The sequence below is a fragment of the Mesorhizobium sp. NPDC059054 genome (assembly GCF_042739215.1).
Classification (GTDB): Bacteria; Pseudomonadota; Alphaproteobacteria; order Rhizobiales; family Rhizobiaceae; genus Mesorhizobium.
On the sequence record NZ_JBHYHV010000001.1, the window covers coordinates 757,049 to 773,512 of the forward strand.

At 62.5% G+C, this 16,464-nt stretch carries 15 protein-coding genes; 5 read left to right on the plus strand and 10 right to left on the minus strand.

Annotation, left to right across the window (positions count from 1 at the left end):
• Window positions 1–8: 8 nt before the first annotated feature.
• The 4 genes from ACFWXH_RS03615 (at window position 9) to pssA (ending at window position 4,075) form a co-directional block, all read left to right on the plus strand.
• Window positions 9–1,898 carry an ABCB family ABC transporter ATP-binding protein/permease gene (locus ACFWXH_RS03615; RefSeq protein ID WP_379117596.1) on the plus strand — a complete coding sequence of 630 codons (1,890 nt, stop codon included), beginning with the start codon at window positions 9–11 and terminating at the stop codon, window positions 1,896–1,898.
• Between the two features lie 88 nt (window positions 1,899–1,986).
• On the plus strand, window positions 1,987–2,376 hold the full coding sequence (locus ACFWXH_RS03620) for a YciI family protein (protein ID WP_379117598.1): 390 nt from the start codon (window positions 1,987–1,989) through the stop codon (window positions 2,374–2,376).
• 129 nt (window positions 2,377–2,505) lie between these two features.
• Window positions 2,506–3,231 (plus strand): phosphatidylserine decarboxylase, encoded by a 726-nt coding sequence (locus tag ACFWXH_RS03625; RefSeq protein ID WP_379118948.1) that lies wholly within the window; start codon window positions 2,506–2,508, stop codon window positions 3,229–3,231.
• Between the two features lie 10 nt (window positions 3,232–3,241).
• Window positions 3,242–4,075, plus strand: a complete 834-nt coding sequence (pssA, locus tag ACFWXH_RS03630) for a CDP-diacylglycerol--serine O-phosphatidyltransferase (RefSeq protein ID WP_379117600.1) — start codon at window positions 3,242–3,244, stop codon at window positions 4,073–4,075.
• 30 nt (window positions 4,076–4,105) lie between these two features.
• Here pssA and ACFWXH_RS03635 read toward each other — a convergent pair whose 3' ends face one another.
• From ACFWXH_RS03635 to ACFWXH_RS03660, 6 genes are all read right to left on the minus strand, one after another.
• Window positions 4,106–6,322, minus strand: a complete 2,217-nt coding sequence (locus tag ACFWXH_RS03635; protein WP_379117602.1) for an AMP-binding protein — start codon at window positions 6,320–6,322, stop codon at window positions 4,106–4,108.
• A 259-nt stretch (window positions 6,323–6,581) separates the two neighbouring features.
• Complete coding sequence (locus tag ACFWXH_RS03640; RefSeq protein ID WP_379117604.1) at window positions 6,582–7,490, minus strand: DMT family transporter; 909 nt, start codon at window positions 7,488–7,490, stop codon at window positions 6,582–6,584.
• A gap of 66 nt (window positions 7,491–7,556) precedes the next feature.
• On the minus strand, window positions 7,557–8,447 hold the full coding sequence (locus tag ACFWXH_RS03645) for a DMT family transporter (RefSeq protein ID WP_379117606.1): 891 nt from the start codon (window positions 8,445–8,447) through the stop codon (window positions 7,557–7,559).
• A 151-nt stretch (window positions 8,448–8,598) separates the two neighbouring features.
• On the minus strand, window positions 8,599–8,850 hold the full coding sequence (locus ACFWXH_RS03650) for a hypothetical protein (protein ID WP_379117608.1): 252 nt from the start codon (window positions 8,848–8,850) through the stop codon (window positions 8,599–8,601).
• A 198-nt stretch (window positions 8,851–9,048) separates the two neighbouring features.
• Complete coding sequence (locus tag ACFWXH_RS03655; RefSeq protein WP_379117610.1) at window positions 9,049–9,678, minus strand: hypothetical protein; 630 nt, start codon at window positions 9,676–9,678, stop codon at window positions 9,049–9,051.
• A gap of 84 nt (window positions 9,679–9,762) precedes the next feature.
• The gene (locus ACFWXH_RS03660) at window positions 9,763–10,524 is read right to left on the minus strand and encodes an SDR family NAD(P)-dependent oxidoreductase (protein ID WP_379117612.1); all 762 of its coding nucleotides are present in this window, start codon (window positions 10,522–10,524) and stop codon (window positions 9,763–9,765) included.
• A gap of 187 nt (window positions 10,525–10,711) precedes the next feature.
• Between ACFWXH_RS03660 and ACFWXH_RS03665 the strand changes: the two genes are divergently transcribed.
• The gene (locus ACFWXH_RS03665) at window positions 10,712–11,134 is read left to right on the plus strand and encodes a DoxX family protein (protein WP_379117614.1); all 423 of its coding nucleotides are present in this window, start codon (window positions 10,712–10,714) and stop codon (window positions 11,132–11,134) included.
• Between the two features lie 21 nt (window positions 11,135–11,155).
• Here the strand turns inward: ACFWXH_RS03665 and purF are convergent, their stop codons facing one another.
• The 4 genes from purF to ACFWXH_RS03685 all read right to left on the minus strand — a co-directional run bounded on the left by purF (window position 11,156) and on the right by ACFWXH_RS03685 (window position 16,457).
• On the minus strand, window positions 11,156–12,625 hold the full coding sequence (gene purF, locus ACFWXH_RS03670) for an amidophosphoribosyltransferase (RefSeq protein WP_054308753.1): 1,470 nt from the start codon (window positions 12,623–12,625) through the stop codon (window positions 11,156–11,158).
• Window positions 12,626–12,711: 86 nt separating this feature from the next.
• Window positions 12,712–13,398, minus strand: a complete 687-nt coding sequence (locus tag ACFWXH_RS03675; RefSeq protein ID WP_379117616.1) for a CvpA family protein — start codon at window positions 13,396–13,398, stop codon at window positions 12,712–12,714.
• A 132-nt stretch (window positions 13,399–13,530) separates the two neighbouring features.
• Window positions 13,531–14,931: a DNA repair protein RadA gene (gene radA, locus ACFWXH_RS03680; RefSeq protein WP_379117618.1), complete on the minus strand. Its 1,401-nt coding sequence runs from the start codon at window positions 14,929–14,931 to the stop codon at window positions 13,531–13,533.
• A 38-nt stretch (window positions 14,932–14,969) separates the two neighbouring features.
• On the minus strand, window positions 14,970–16,457 hold the full coding sequence (locus ACFWXH_RS03685; protein ID WP_379117620.1) for a replicative DNA helicase: 1,488 nt from the start codon (window positions 16,455–16,457) through the stop codon (window positions 14,970–14,972).
• Window positions 16,458–16,464: the final 7 nt, after the last annotated feature.

Consider the following 16,464-nt stretch of genomic DNA (forward strand, 5'->3'; position numbering starts at 1 on the left):
CAAGAACAGTGGCCGAAAAGACAGTTTCCGCCGCCGACACCGGCACCACTTTCCAGACGCTGCGCAATCTGTGGCCCTACATGTACCCCGCCGACCGGCCCGATCTGCGTTGGCGCGTCACCTGGGCGACACTGCTCCTGGTGGTTGCCAAACTCGTGCTGGTCGCAGGTCCTTATTTCTTCAAATGGGCGACCGACGCCCTTGCCGGCACCGGGCAATATCATCCGCCTCTGCCGGAAATCCTGCTGGCCCCGATTGCGCTGGTCATTGCCTATAATTTCCTTCGTCTCGTGCAGCTCGGTTTCAACCAGTTGCGCGATGCGTTGTTTGCGCGGGTTGGCCAGCATGCCGTGCGCCAGCTCGCCTTCCGCACCTTCGTGCACATGCACCAGCTGTCGTTGCGTTTTCACCTGGAGCGTCGCACTGGCGGGCTGTCGCGCATCATCGAACGCGGCACGAAGGGCATCGAAACCATCGTGCGCTTCATCATGCTCAACACGGCGCCGACGGTGCTCGAGTTCGCGCTGACGGCCGGCATCTTCGCCTTTACCTATGGCTGGAAATATGTCGCCGTCGTTGCGGTTACCGTCGCGCTCTATGTCTGGTTCACGGTAAGAGCCAGCGACTGGCGGATCGGCATTCGCCGCGACATGAACGACAGCGACACCGACGCCAATACCAAGGCAATCGATTCTCTGCTCAATTTCGAGACGGTCAAATATTTCGGCAACGAGGCCATGGAAGCTCAGCGCTTCGACCGCTCGATGGCACGTTATGAAACCGCCGCCACCCGTATCTGGACCTCGCTCGGCTGGCTGAACTTCGGCCAGGGCGTCATCTACGGTCTCGGCACCACCGTGGTCATGTGCATGTCTGCCTATGAGGTGATGAACAAGACACAGACCATCGGCGACTTCGTGTTCATCAACGCCATGCTGATGCAGCTCTCCGTGCCGCTCAATTTCATCGGCTTCATCTATCGCGAAATCCGCCAAGGGCTGACCGACATCGAACACATGTTCGACCTTCTCGGCGTCAAGCAGGAGGTGGTCGACAAACCGAATGCCAAACCGCTGGCGGTGGATGCCGGTCGCGTCGAATTCCGCGACGTGCATTTCTCCTACGACCCCAATCGCAAGATCCTGAAGGGCGTCAGTTTCGAGGTGCCGGCGGGCAAGACGGTCGCCATCGTCGGCCCGTCGGGCGCTGGCAAGTCGACGATTTCGCGGCTGTTGTTCCGCTTCTACGATGTGCAGTCCGGTGCGGTGCTGATCGACGGACAGAATGTGCGCGACGTTACGCAGGAAAGCTTGCGCTCAGCCATCGGCATGGTGCCGCAGGACACCGTGCTCTTCAACGATACCGTCGCCTACAACATCCGCTACGGTCGCATGGACGCCGGCGAGGAAGAGGTTCGCCGGGCGGCGGAACTGGCGCAGATCGGTCCCTTCATCGAACGCCTGCCTGAAGGCTATGCCACCATGGTCGGTGAGCGCGGCCTGAAACTCTCGGGCGGCGAAAAGCAGCGTGTGGCGATCGCCCGCACCATTCTCAAGGCGCCGCCGATTCTGATCCTCGACGAGGCGACGTCCGCGCTCGACAGCCACACCGAGCAGGAAATCCAGGCGGCTCTCGATCTTGTCTCGAAGGACCGCACCACGATCGTCATCGCGCACCGGCTCTCCACCGTCATTTCGGCGGACGAGATCATCGTGCTCAAGGATGGCCAGATCGCTGAGCGCGGCACGCATGGTGACCTGCTCCGGCAGCATGGTCTCTACGCGTCGATGTGGGATCGCCAACGCGAGGCTACGGAAGCGGAAGAACGCCTGCGTATTGCGCGTGAAACGGACGACCTTGGCGTCGTGGTGCGCAGACGCACTGAAGAGGTGTCGTAGACGGCCTGCATCTGCGCTATACCTGCCGCCGGCCAAGGCCGTGTGTCCAGGGCAGGGGATGCGCGCCACCGTGAACCCGGGGGAACCGATGCTTTATGCCATTCTCGCCTACCATGCCGCTGGCGTGGTTGAATCCTGGACGCCAGAAGAAGACGCCGTCGTCATGGCGAAGCTCGCCAGTGTTCGCGAAAGGTTGCTCGCGGAAGGCAAATTGGGTCCTGCTGCGCGCCTGAGTCCGACCGAGGGTGCCTTCACATTGCGTGGGCAAGGTGCTGGAATGGTCATCGACGGGCCATTTGCCGAGACCAAGGAGCAGCTGCTCGGCTTCTACATTGTCGATTGCGCGAACCGCGAGGAAGCGGTCGAAGCCGCGCGCAATCTCAGGCAGGCCAACCCGACCGCCATCTACGAGATCAGACCTGTCCCGGTCTATCTGCCTGGTGTAGCGTTTCCGGTCACGGAGACGAAAGAAAGCTAATTTATATCAGTCTCTTAGACCGGTTTGCGTGGGTGCGTCGAGGTCGTTCGCGGCCAACATGCCGCTACCAGACCAGGCAGCGCGGCTTTGGCGCGTTGCGATGGCAGGCGCTTTCCGGTAGAGAGGCGCATCCGAAACGGAGCCGCCCCCAGCCCGATGAACCTTGTCGACACGGTCAAGAACGCGTTCGTTCCGATTCACCGCGAAGGCTATCCGTTCATTGCGGGTTTTGCCGCGGCAACGCTGCTGCTTGGCTATTTTTCTTCGACGCTGTTCTGGATCGGCCTGATCCTCACCGCCTGGTGTGCCTATTTTTACCGCGATCCGGAACGGGTGACGCCAGTCGACGATCGCCTGGTCGTCAGCCCTGCCGATGGTGTCGTGTCGGCCGTGGGACCCGCGATACCTCCGCGCGAACTTGGGCTCGGCACAACCGAAATGACGCGCATCTCGGTGTTCATGAATGTGTTCTCCTGCCACGTGAACCGCGCTCCAGTACGCGGCCGCATCACGCGTATCGAGCATAGGCCGGGAAAATTCCTCAATGCCGAGCTCGACAAGGCGAGCCAGGAAAACGAGCGCAACGGTCTCGTCATCGAAAGTCCGAACGGCCCGGTGGCTGCGGTACAGATTGCCGGCCTGGTGGCGCGGCGCATCGTCTGCTGGGCGGATGCCGGTGGCACGCTGGCGATTGGCGAGCGTTTCGGCTTGATCCGGTTCGGCTCGCGTGTCGATGTCTTCCTGCCCGCCAACGCCGCGCCCCGTGTCGCTGTCGGCCAGACGGCGGTTGCCGGCGAGACCATCATTGCCGAATTCGGCGGTCCGCAGGCGGCGCCGCTTGTGCGCATCTCGTAGGGACGGCGCGATGGGCGCTCCCTTCAAGAAATTCGAGGCGCACGGTCACGGCGGGCCGCGCATCACCGAGATTCCGCTGCGCATGGTTCTGCCGAACCTTGTGACCGTTCTGGCGATCTGTGCCGGCCTCTCCGGCATCCGCTTCGCCTTCGAGAACCGCTTCGAGACGGCGGTGGTCATGGTGCTGATCGCGGCTTTCCTCGACGGCATAGACGGCCGTCTGGCGCGGTTGCTGAAAGCGACGTCGAAATTCGGCGCACAGATGGATTCGCTGGCCGACATCGTCAATTTTGGCGTCGCGCCGGCGCTGGTCCTCTACGCCTATCTCCTCGACCGGGCCGGCTCGCCGGGTTGGATTGCCGCGCTCCTGTTTGCCATTGCCTGCGGCATGCGTCTGGCACGCTTCAACGTGCTCGATGAGCAGACCGACCGCCCGGGTTGGCAGGTCGACTATTTCGTGGGCGTGCCGGCACCGGCGGGCGCCGTGCTGGTCCTGTTGCCGCTCTATCTGTCCTTCCTCGGCATGCAGCCGACACGGACGATCGCATTCGCCGGCGTCGCCTTCACCGTACTGATCGCTTTCCTGCTGGTCAGCCGATTGCCGGTCTACTCCGGCAAGAGCCTCAAGATCCCCGGTGACCGCGTGCTGCCGGTGATCCTTGCAGTTGTGCTCTACGTGCTGCTTCTGGTCAGCTACCCATGGCATACGCTGACCGCTTCGGTCGCAGCCTACCTCATCTTCTTGCCCTTCAGCGTTCGAGCTTATTCGCGCCGTGCCAAGAAGGAAGGCGAAGCGGTGTTGCCGCCGGATGTGGATCACAAGGGGATCGACGGCGAAGGCTGATCGCTCGGCGGTCGCTATCTGTTGAAGAAGTTAGGCGGCGAGGCCCAACTGCTCCATTGCCAGCTTTCGCGCCGCGACATAGTCGGTCTTGCCGGAGCCCAGGACCGGCAGCGCGGCCACTTTGATGATATCCTGCGGCATCGCCAGCTCAGCGGCGCCTTTTTCCTTGTTGAGTTTGCGCAGTTCTTCGAGCTCAGCGCTGTCGGCCGTGGTCACCAGCACGATGCGCTCGCCTCGCCGCTTGTCGGGGACGGCCACCACGGCATGATGGTCCTCCGGCCACAGCGATTGAACCAGCATTTCGACCGCGCCGAGCGACACCATCTCTCCGGCGACCTTGGCGAAGCGCTTGGCGCGGCCACGAATTGCGATGAAACCATCGCGGTCGACGGAGACGATGTCACCGGTATCGTGCCAGCCTTCGAGCGGCCGCAACTCACCCGGCCGGTCCTCGGTGATGTAGCCCATCATCATATTGGGGCCGTCCAGCCAGAGCCTGCCGCCATCCTTGGTGCCTTCGACAGGTTCGAGCCGCATGCGGATCGCGGGCAGCAACCTGCCAACGGTGCCTTCGCGATTGTGAATGGCGGTATTGACCGCCACCACGGGCGCGGCTTCCGTCAGCCCGAAACCCTCGATGATTTCGGCCTGGAAGCGCTCGCGGTAGATGCGTCGTGTTTCCGGCTTCACCGGTTCCGCACCCGCCACGATGAAGCGCAGGCTCGAAAAATCACCTTCGCTGGCGTTGCGCGCATAGTTGGCCAGGAAGGTATCTGTACCGAACATGATGCTCGGTCGCGCCTTGCGGGCCATTTCGGGAATGAGCTTGTAGTGCAGTGGCGAGGGATAGAGAACCGCCTTCACCCCGGTCAGCAGCGGCAGGATGGTGCCGCCGGTCAGGCCGAAGGAATGGAATGCCGGCAGCACGTTGAAGAGTGTGTCCTTTGGCGAAATCGTGATGCGTGACTCCGCCTGCATGGCATTGGCCAGCAGATTGCGGTTGGAGAGCACCGCGGCCTTCGGAGTGCCCTCTGATCCGGAAGTGAAGAGGATGACGGCCGGTTTGTCCGCATCCTGGGCCTGCAATGGCCGGCGCCAGAACAAGCCAGCAGCCAGTTTCTCGAATGCCGAGGTGTTTTCCTGGATGTCTTCCAGCCAAAGCAGTCGCGCTCCACCCTCCTCGGCGGCCATGACGACATCGGATAACGCAGCCTTCTCGACGAAGGCACGGGAGGAGATCACCGTGCGGATCACTGCGGTTCGCACGCCGGAGGTCACATTGGCGGGACCTGCGGTGTGGTTGATCATCGCCGCCACCCGATTCGCCGACCACAGCCCAAGCAGCGCGGTCGCCAGGCCGGTTGAGTTCGGCAGGAGAAGGCCTACGGCTTCGCCCGGTGCCGTGCATGCTTCCACCCGATGACCCAAGACGCGTGCGCCGGCGAAAAGGTTGCGATAGCCGAGAGCGCCGTCGACGTCTTCGACGATCGGATGCGAAGCGCCGAAGCGGTCGGAAGCATCGCGGATCGACTGGAACAGGCTGCGGCTGAGGTCGGTGGCGCCGAAACGCGCCTCCGCGGCGTAGTCGAACAGCGCATTGCCACGATTTCTGGCGGGCTCCCCATCGCGTGCGGCCAGTTCATCGAGCGTCAGTGGGGGCAGTACGCTGACCGAAAGCTTTGGAAGCAGCTTGCGCGGCGCTTGATCCGCTGGCGTCAGCGACGTCGGCAGCCAGCGCGCGCCGCCGACGAAGATCGGCACGATGCGGGCATCCGCCTGCAAGGCGATACGGGAGACCGCGCGGTACAGCCGGAAGGATTTCACCTCCGGTTCGATGGCGTCCGGGAAATAGACGGCGAGGCGCCCGCGCCCCTTCAGGACACGCACCAGCCGTCGGCTGACGAAAACGTGTTCGGCGTTGAAGGCGATGGTGCGGGCCAGTTCTCGCCAGGGTTCCAGCCAGAATGAACGTGCGGAGGCTTCATCGAGAATATGCAGCGTGTCCTCCGGCAGCAGCGACAGCATCAGTGCCGGGTCGAGCTTCGATTGGTGGACGATCGCGTAAATGACCGGCGCCTCGGCGCCGCGGGCGATCTTGAGCTTATGATCGGCCACGCGGTAGGCGAGCTTGAAAGGCGTGTAGAGAAACGCCTGCGCGAAGCTGAGGCCGAGGCGAAATTTCTCGATGGCTGCAATCAACAGCCAGGCAATCGCAACAGCGGCGAACAAGCCAACGCCGAGGATCATACCGCGTCACTCCCAATGCTATTCAGGGTGTCGCACGCCCGCATGGACGCTCCGTGCCATGTGTCGAAGCTTGCCGATCACACCGGGCAGAACCTAGCGGAAGTCCTGCCAAGGTCAATGAGGCACAGCAGATGACACGGAGCAAGAAAAAGCCGACCTGGAGGTCGGCTGGAGGGGACGGGCCGAGGGGTTGGGGGACTAGAGCATGGCCCGCACCCAAATAATGCTTGGGCTCTATGATGGTTCCATGACAGCGTGATTATTTTGCCGCCTGAGCTGTGGAAATTTCCGTCTTGTGCCGGGTGGTGAGCCAGTCATTCAGGCCATGCGAGAGCACTGCCGTGAGCACCACGCCACCGCCAAGCAAGCTGGCGGCCGGCGGTACTTCTGCCAGGAAAAGCCATGCGAACAGCACAGCGGCTGGAATTTCGGCAGCACCAAGCAGCGCTGATTCCGGGGCAGGAATCAGCCGGCTGCCTTCTGTCCACAGCACCGAGGCGAGGGCGAATGAGGTGCCGAAAACGGCAAGGAGAATGGCATCCTGACCGGTGATCGCCAGCGGGTCGGTGACGAACCACCCGAAGATGAACAAAAGCAGTGATGAGATCGCTCCGGCCCATACCACCGGTGTGTCGCGGAAAGCGCGGACCATGATAATGTAGAGTGCACTGCCGATCGTCATCACCAGCGCCAGCCCATCGCCGAACAGATTGCCGGAACCGAGGCCGGAATGCACCATAGTGGCAACGCCAACGAGCGAAAGGATAGCGGCAGCCGCCGTGGGCAATCGGAACAGCTCGCGCACCAGGGCCCAGGCGAGCAGAGCGGTCACGAAAGGGGCCGTCGCATAGATCACCGCCACATTGGCGACATAGGTGAATTTGAAAGCCGCGATGAAGGCGATGCTGGCGGCGGCGCCTTCAACGGCCAGCAGCCAGCCGCGCCAGCCAAGCCGTAGATTGGGGCGCTGGCCGATCCTGGCTGGTCGCCAGCACACATAGGCGCCAATCAATAAGAAGCCGACCAGTCCGCGCCAGCAGGTTACGGTCAATGCATCGGCCGAAATCGATTTGGTGAGTGCGCCGGTGAGGCCGAACACGACTGCCGAGGCGGACACCAGCAGTATGCCCAATGCCCTGTTTCTTTCGGCTTCATTGGTATGCGCCATAGGTCCCTCCCGCGAGATCACAATAGCGCTAGGCTCCTGACAACACTCTGACAGGAATCGGCAGTCTCAGGCTGCGGGTTTGCGGAAGCGCTCGCTGGCGACGATGACAAGACCGGCAAGCACGATGATGGCTGCTCCGACAAACACGGCGTCACGCGGCACGTCGCCCCAGATCAGGAACCCAAGCGCGAAGGCCCAGAGCAAGGCGGTGTATTCGAACGGGGCGATGATGGAGATCGGCGCCCGCTTCATGCCCTCGAACAGGAAGTACTGACCGAGCCCGCCGAGGGCGCCGACGGCGATCATCAGCAGAAGCTCCTGCCAGCCCGGTGTCTGCCAGGTCCAAAACAATGGAATTCCGGCTATCACCAGGAAGAACCCGTTGTTGAGAACGAGCTGCACTGTGGTGCGCTCCTGCGAGGCGACCTTGCTGAGGAGCACGATGGACAGACCCCAGAAGCATGCCGCCGCCAAGACCAGCAAAACGGGTAGCGAGAAGCCGAGGCTGGCGGGATCACAGGCAACGAAGACACCGCCGAAGCCCATCAGGACGGCAGCCCAACGCAGCAGCGGGACTTTTTCTCCCAGGATCACGATCGAAAGCGCTGTCACGATGATCGGGGCAGCGAAATAGATGGTGGTGAGTTCAGCGAGCTGCAGGTCTTTCGCGGCTGTATAGTAGCAAAGCCATGCCGCCAGGATGAGGAAGCTGCGCAGCAGCATGGATTTAAGGATCGGTGAGCGCGCTGAATCGGCGATCAGTTGACGGCTACCGATCGCAAGGCAGCCGACCAGGATCGTGGCACTGCGGATGAACAGGATCTGCCAGACCGTGGCAGTCGTCACCAGCAGTTTGATCGACGCGTCCTGCAGCGAGAACAGCAGATAAGCCAGGCTGGTCAGCAGGATGCCCGCCAGCACTTTTTCGCGCGTATCGGAGAGAACGACGTCTGTCATTTTGGGCTCGGCTATGGAATGCACGGCCGAACCCGAATCGTCATTGTTTCAGGCCCCTCCGCAACCGTCAGGTTACACGAGAGGCTGCCTTGGCGCTGCTGAGCCAGACAAATGCTTGCGTTGGCGCAGTTTTGCGCCGTAGCGCGGGGTTTTACTGAGCGGGTGCGGCTGGCTGCTGTTGCTGCTGCTCGGCACCAGGCTCGTCGTCACCCATATCGGCATAAGGCGAGGCGCTCGGCACGCACTGGACTGTCCAGCCGGTTGGCGCGGGCTGCTGCTTCTGGAATTCGCTGATAGCCGCCGCGCACTGCTCGCGATTGTCGAAGGTGCTGGGCAGCACAACCATGCCGCCTTGCGGGCCGGCAACGACGAGATACCAGACCAGGGCAACGGTCGATGACATGGAAAGTCCTCACTTTGGGATTGGGAATGAATGAGTTGGCGGAACCTAGCAAGTCTTGGCTGCACGCGAAAGCGTGCCCATGACACATAGCCCCGAAAGCTGAATCAACCTTCGGGGCCGACTGCCTTCAAAAGTGAAGACAGCAACCGAACTTGGATTTAAGTGTGGCTTAGATCCTGACCGTTGCTGCGGATTCTCTCATTCGGCTGCGAAACAATAAAACAGACCGTCGCCGCCCGTGCCTTTGAGCGCGTCCTGGCTGCAGCCGCCACGCGAGCCGTGAGACGAGTTCCAGGATTTGGCGGCTGCCGAATCGTCCAGACCGGTGCGGTCGGAGTGCCCCATGAGGGCAACGCCATCCGCGCCGCTCAGTGTCCAGTCGCCACAGGTCTTGTCGGCAGCCTTGGTGCCGTCCGGGTTCGAGCCGGTCAGGATATCGTGGCGGTTCGGCTTGTCGCCGCGTCCGTTGATGACCTCGCCCTTTTCGTTGAGTGCCGTCTGCTTGGTGAGGTTGTTCTTGTCGCCATGCAGTGACGCGACGTCATCGGCGATCTTCTCGCCCTTGGCGTTGACCCATGGGCCCTTGCCGATACGGTCGCGCGCGTCGGTATCCTTGGTCGACAGATAGGCATGCCAGGTCTTGCCGGTCACGCCTGCGGCCTCGGCCAGTTTGCCGCAATGGGCATCCGCGCCGGCCAGCCCGCCGAGATCGGCGCCCTTGCCGGAACCAACGCTGGTGACGAAGAAACTCATCGTCTTGTCTTGTGCGTAGGCGGTCCCTGCAGTGAGCAGGACCGCAGTCATGGACAAGAAAAGCAGTTTGCGCATGATATTCCTCCCGGTTGGACGCCCTCACCGAGAGCAACGATACCGGCGAAGGGATTCATCCCGCAACCGTAGCTTTGTTTGGCCTCAGGCCGGCATCTGGTACGACACCCAGCGGTTGGGCTTGGCCTGGAAGATCATGCCGGTTTCCGTGATGGATGGGCTGGCCAGCGGCACGATACGCGCTGCGATCTCGGAAGGATGGGGCAACGCATCGGGGTTTTCGCCGGGCACGGCCTGCGCGCGCATGGCGGTGCGGGTCGCGCCTGGATCGACGATGTTGACGCGCAGCGGCGAGTTGCGGGTTTCATCCGCCCAGGAGCGGCCCATGGCTTCGACTGCTGCCTTGGACGCGGCATAGGGAGCCCAGAAGGCACGCGCCGAATGCGCAGCCCCCGATGAGAGCAGGATGGCCCGGCCGGCATCGGAAAGCCTGAGCAGCGGGTCAACCGAGCGGATCAGGCGCCATGTCGAGGTGACGTTGACGTTGATCACCTTCTCGAAGGTCTTGGCTTCGACATGGCCGATCGGAGCAATCACGCCGAGTACGCCGGCATTGGCGACCAGGATATCAAGCTTGCCCCAGCGTTCATGGATCGCGCCGCCCAGCCGGTCGATGCCGGCCATGTCGGCGAGGTCGAGCGGCACCAGCGTCGCTTCGCCCTTGCCAGTCCTGGCGTGCTCCGCCTTGATCTCGTCATCCAGTTCCTCAAGTCCGCCAACGGTTCGCGCCACGGCGATGACATGGGCCCCGGCAGCCGCCATCTGCTTGGCGACGAAATAGCCGATGCCGCGCGAAGCGCCGGTAACGACTGCGAGGCGGCCGGTGAGGTCGGGAGTAGCGGTCATGCGGTCATCCAATACGACGAGAATGGTCAGCGCGACCAGATAGGACGAAATCCGCGCGAACGAAACCCCGCGGGTCCTTGCGGGCGGTGGCTTCGACGAATGGTCGCAGGAGTTTTGGATGGCGATGTCGGGAGAGCCGTTGCTCTACCGTCCTTGGAAATGAAACCCGGATCCAAAGGAGGGAACAATGGGTCGAACTGTCGCAATTCTCGTCGCAAGACTGATCTTCGCCGGTGCCTTCGCCATGGCTGCAACCTTCAAGTTTGCGGGAATGGCCGATACGGCTGCCTATATCGCAGGTGCGGGTTTTCCGATTCCACTGCTTCTGGCCTGGTTGGCTGCTATCTTCGAGGTCGGGCTGGTGCTGGCCTTTCTGACCGGCGCCTTCTTTTCGGAAGCAGCCCTGCTGGCGGCTGCCTACGTGATCTTCCTGGCCATCTCTTTCCATGGCCCGTCGCGCTGGCAGGCCAACCAAGCCGAATTCGGCTTCTTCGTCGACCACTTCACCTTCTTCGCCGGGCTTCTGTTCGCCGCGGTCCATGGACCGGGCGAGCGATTGGCCGCGCAGGTTGGGCTTTTGTGGAAAGATCGGATTGCTTCCGCAGATTGATGCGGAAGCAGGGTGTCCGGTTTACTGTCCGCCGCTCGCCAGCAGCGACAACGTGCGCACATTGTCGGCGCCTTCATGGTCGAGCAGGCGTGTCGGATATTGCCCGGTGAAACAGGCATCGCAGAACTGCGGCTGCTCGTCATTGCGGGTGGCCTCGCCGACGGCGCGGTAGAGTCCCTCGATGGTGAGGAAGCCGAGCGTGTCGACGCGGATGAATTCCGCCATCTCCTCGACTGACATGCGGGAAGCGAGCAGCTTCGACTTTTCCGGAGTGTCGACACCGTAGAAACAGGACGCACGCGTAGGCGGCGAAGCGATGCGCATGTGCACTTCCTTGGCGCCGGCATCCCGCACCATCTGCACGATCTTCTGCGAAGTGGTGCCGCGCACGATCGAATCGTCGACCAGCACCACGCGCTTGCCCTCGATCATGCGGCGGTTGGCGTTGTGCTTCAGCTTGACGCCCATGTGGCGAATGGAATCGCCCGGCGAAATGAAGGTGCGGCCGACATAATGATTACGGATGATGCCGAGTTCGAACGGAATACCGGCTTCCTGGGAAAAGCCGATCGCGGCTGGCGTACCGGAATCCGGCACCGGCACGACGATGTCGGCTCCCACTGGATTTTCCCGGGCAAGCTCGGCGCCGATACGTTTTCTCACATCATAGACATTGCGGCCTTCGACCGAAGAGTCCGGACGGGCAAAATAGACATATTCGAAGATGCAGAAGCGCGTCTTCTGCGGCTCGAACGGGAAATGGCTCTCGATCCCCTTGGTGGTGATCACGACCATCTCACCGGGCTTGATATCGCGCACGAAGCGGGCGCCGATAATGTCGAGGGCGCAAGTCTCGGAAGCCAGGATCCAGGCACCGTCGAGATCGCCCAGCACCAGCGGGCGGATGCCCAGCGGGTCGCGGACGCCTATCAACTTCTTCGAGGTCAGCGCCACCAGCGAGAAGGCGCCCTCCAGTTGGCGGATGGCCTCGATGAAGCGCGAATTGATGTCGCGTTCCTTGGAGGTGGCGACGAGATGCAGGATCGTCTCGGTATCGGAGGTCGAGGAAAAGATCGAACCCTGCTTCTGCAACGTGCGCTGCACGGTCAGCGCGTTGGTGATGTTGCCGTTGTGGGCGATGGCGAGGCCGCCGGTGGAAAGTTCGGCGAAGAAGGGCTGGACATTACGCAAACCAGCACCGCCGGTGGTGGCATAGCGTGTGTGGCCGATGGCACGATTGCCCTGCAGCCGGTCGATCACCGACTGTTTGGTGAAGGTGTCGCCAATCAGGCCGACATGCCGTTCGACATGGAACTGACTGCCATCATAGGAGACAATGCCCGCAGCCTCCTGGCCGCGATGCTGCAGGGCATGAAGTCCAAGTGTGACGATGGCGGCCGCATCCTGGCGGCCAAAAATACCGAAGACACCACATTCGTCGTGGAAGTGGTCATCTGCCTCGGCGCAAAGCACGTCGTTTGCGTCTGCCATGCCGGAAGCCTCTTGCCCGCTAAAACCGCGATATAGGGCCATGACGCCGCGAAAGCAATGTGCTCACGCGGCGTTTCACACGATCGTCAGTTGTTGGTAGCCGGCGCATTGCCACCGGCAGGCGGCTGGTCGGCCGGGGCCTCGTCGTCCGGTGCCGGCGCTTCGTTGTTCTCAGGCGCCGTGCCTTCAGGGGCCGGAGCCTGCGTACCGGGCGCTTCGCCGGCTGCGGGCGGCGTTGCGGTGCCGCCTTCAGGCACGACGCCACTCTTGTTGAGCTGCTTGAGGATCGTCTTTTCCGGATCTTCCGGCAGCACGCTTTCAATGTACTTGCCGATCGATTCCAGCAGCGGACGCGACTTCGATTCGGCAACCCAGTTCGGCGCCTTGTCGCCAGCCAGCCAGTTGAAGAACATCAGGCCGACCGCAACGACCAGAACGCCGCGTGCGGCGCCGTAGAGGAAGCCCAGCGTGCGATCGAGCGCGCCGACCCTGGAATCGATGATCCAGTCGGCGATCTTCATGGTGATGATCGACACGATGATCAGCGCAATGATGAAGACGATACCGGCGGCAGCGCCCATCGCGATCTTTTCATTGTCGATATAGGGCTGAACGTAGGGAATGACAGGCTTGTAGAACAGATAGGCTGCAACCGCCGCTGCCGCCCAGGATGCGATCGACAGCACCTCGCGAGAGAAGCCTCGCACCATGGCGAGCATTGCGGAAACTAGGGTGAAGCCGGCGAGAATCCCGTCCAGAAGCGTAATCGGCATGTCCTGCGCCTACTCCATATGCCCTGTCATTAGAGCGCCGCGCGTCCGAATGGATGCGCAAAGGACGCTCTAACACTTCTAAGCTACGCATCATGCTTTCCGAAAACCGAAACCGATTTTCGGGCCGATGCGCTAGTCCTCGGCGGCGCGGCTGCGGCGGGTGCCGGCAATGCGCGCCACGAGATCTGCGAGCTCGGTAGGCTGGAAAGCGCCGGCGCCTATTCCCCCGGCAATTTCCTCGCTGCCCACAGGCAGGACTGCGCTTCCGAAGCCCAGCTTTTCAGCTTCCTTGAGACGCTGTTGCGCATGTGCAACCGGCCTCACGGCGCCAGAAAGGCTGATTTCGCCGAAATAGACGCAATCGGCGGGAAGGGCAAGACCGGTGAGCGAGGACACGAGCGCCGCGGCCACCGCGAGGTCTGCGGCTGGCTCCGAAATGCGGTAGCCGCCGGCGACGTTCAGGTAGACATCGTGCTGACCGAAACGGACGCCGCAATGCGCTTCCAGAACGGCCAGGATCATCGACAGCCGCGCGCCGTCCCAGCCGACGACGGCACGGCGCGGCGTGCCGAGAGAAGAGGGCGCGACGAGAGCCTGGATTTCGACCAGCACGGGTCGAGTGCCTTCCATTCCAGCGAAAACCGCGGCGCCGGGCGACTTTGCGTGCCTTTCACCGAGGAAAAGTTCGGAAGGGTTGGCGACTTCCCGCAACCCCTTGTCCGACATTTCGAACACGCCGATCTCGTCGGTTGGACCGAAGCGATTCTTCACCGTGCGCAGAATGCGGAAGTGGTGGCCGCCTTCGCCTTCGAAATAGAGAACGGCGTCGACCATGTGCTCGACGACACGCGGTCCTGCGATCTGGCCTTCCTTGGTCACGTGCCCGACGAGCACCACCGCAGCACCTGTGGATTTCGCGTAGCGGATCATCGCCTGGGCCGCGGCACGCACCTGCGTGACGGTTCCCGGTGCCGATTCGGCTAAGTCCGTCCACAAGGTCTGGATCGAATCGATGATGACGAGATCGGGCCGTTTGCCATCGGCGATCGTGGCCAGGATATCCTCGACATTGGTCTCGGCGGCGAGTTCCACCGGTGCCGAGGCGGCACCCAGCCGCTGCGCGCGCAGCCTGATCTGCGCGACGGCTTCTTCGCCCGACACGTAGACGATGCGATGGCCCTGGCGGGCGAGCGCTGCCGCCGCCTGGGTAAGCAGCGTCGATTTGCCAATGCCCGGATCGCCTCCGACCAGCAGCGCCGAGCCGCGCACGAAGCCGCCGCCGGTAGCACGATCCAGCTCACCGATGCCGGAGGCAATGCGCGGTGCATCCTCGATGTCACCCGACAACGTCGTCAGCGCCACGGCGCGGCCCTTGCGGGCGCTCTTCAGCGATGCAGGCCCCGAGCCGATGCCGCCGGCGGTGCCTTCCTCGATCAGCGTGTTCCATTCGCCGCAGGCATCGCATTTGCCCGCCCAGCGCTGGTGCACGGTACCGCAGTTCTGGCAGATGAACTGAACGCGCGATTTAGCCATGAATATTGAACAGGGATGCCGAGACGCGGATCAAGAGGTTACTCGAACCTCTCGGGCAGCTGATGCTCCTCCGCGAGGTCGGAGAAGCGGGTGTATTGGCCCTCGAATGCAAGCTCGACCGTGCCGGTGGGGCCGTGACGCTGCTTGGCGATGATGAGTTCTGCCTTGCCTTTCACCTTGTCGAATTTGATCCGCCAGTCCTCATATTCCGGCGTGCCTTCCTCGGGCTGCTTGTTCTGCAGGTAATACTCGTCGCGATAGACGAAAAGCACCACGTCCGCGTCCTGCTCGATCGAGCCCGATTCGCGAAGGTCCGACAGCTGCGGGCGTTTGTCGTCGCGGCTTTCGACCTGACGCGACAGCTGCGACAGTGCGATGATGGGAACGTTGAGTTCCTTGGCCAGCGCCTTCAGGCCGGTGGTGATTTCGGTGATTTCCTGCACGCGGTTCTGCGATGACTTGGCACTGCCCTGCATCAGCTGCACGTAGTCGATGACGATGACTTCCAGGCCGCGCTGACGTTTCAGGCGTCGCGCACGCGCGGCGAGCTGGGCGATCGAGATGCCGCCGGTTGCGTCGATGAAGAGCGGGATCTTCTGCATGGTCTGTGCGCAGGCGACCAGCTTTTCGAAATCGGACTCGGTGATCTCGCCGCGGCGGATCTTCGACGACGAGATTTCGGTCTGCTCCGAGATGATACGGGTCGCCAGCTGTTCCGACGACATTTCCAGCGAGAAGAAGCCGACCACCCCGCCATTGGCGGCCTTGTACGACCCGTCGGCCTGCTGCGCCGGCTGGTAGGCCTCGGCGATGTTGAAGGCGATGTTGGTGACCAGCGAGGTCTTGCCCATGGCTGGGCGGCCAGCAAGGATAATCAGGTCGGAAGGCTGCAGGCCGCCGAGTTTGCGGTCGACGTCGCGCAGGCCGGTGGAGATGCCGGACAAATGGCCATCGCGCATATAGGCGGCATTGGCCATGTCGACCGCAGTTTTGACGGCATCGGTAAAGGCCTCGAAGCCACCATCGTAGCGGCCGGTCTCGGCCAGCTCGAACAGGCGCCGCTCGGCGTCCTCGATCTGCTCGGCCGGAGACATGTCGACGGGCGCATCATAGGCGATGTTGACCATGTCCTCGCCGACGGTGATCAGCGCGCGGCGGGTGGCCAGATCATAGATGGCACGGCCGTAGTCGGAGGCGTTGATGACGGTTACGGCTTCGGCGGCGAGTCTGGCGAGATATTGCGCCACGGTCATGTCGCCGACCTTTTCGTCCGCCGGCAGGAAGGTCTTGACGGTCACCGGGGTGGCCATCTTGCCCATGCGGATCAACTCCGCCGCGACCTCGAAGATCTTGCGATGCAGCGGCTCGTAGAAATGCGCGGATTTGAGGAAATCGGAGACGCGGTAGAAGGCGTCGTTATTGACGAGGATGGCGCCAAGCAGAGCCTGTTCGGCCTCGATGTTGTTGGGGGCTTCGCGATAGAGCGGTGTTTCCGCCGTGCCGAACTTGAGAGCTGCCTCTGCCATGGTATCC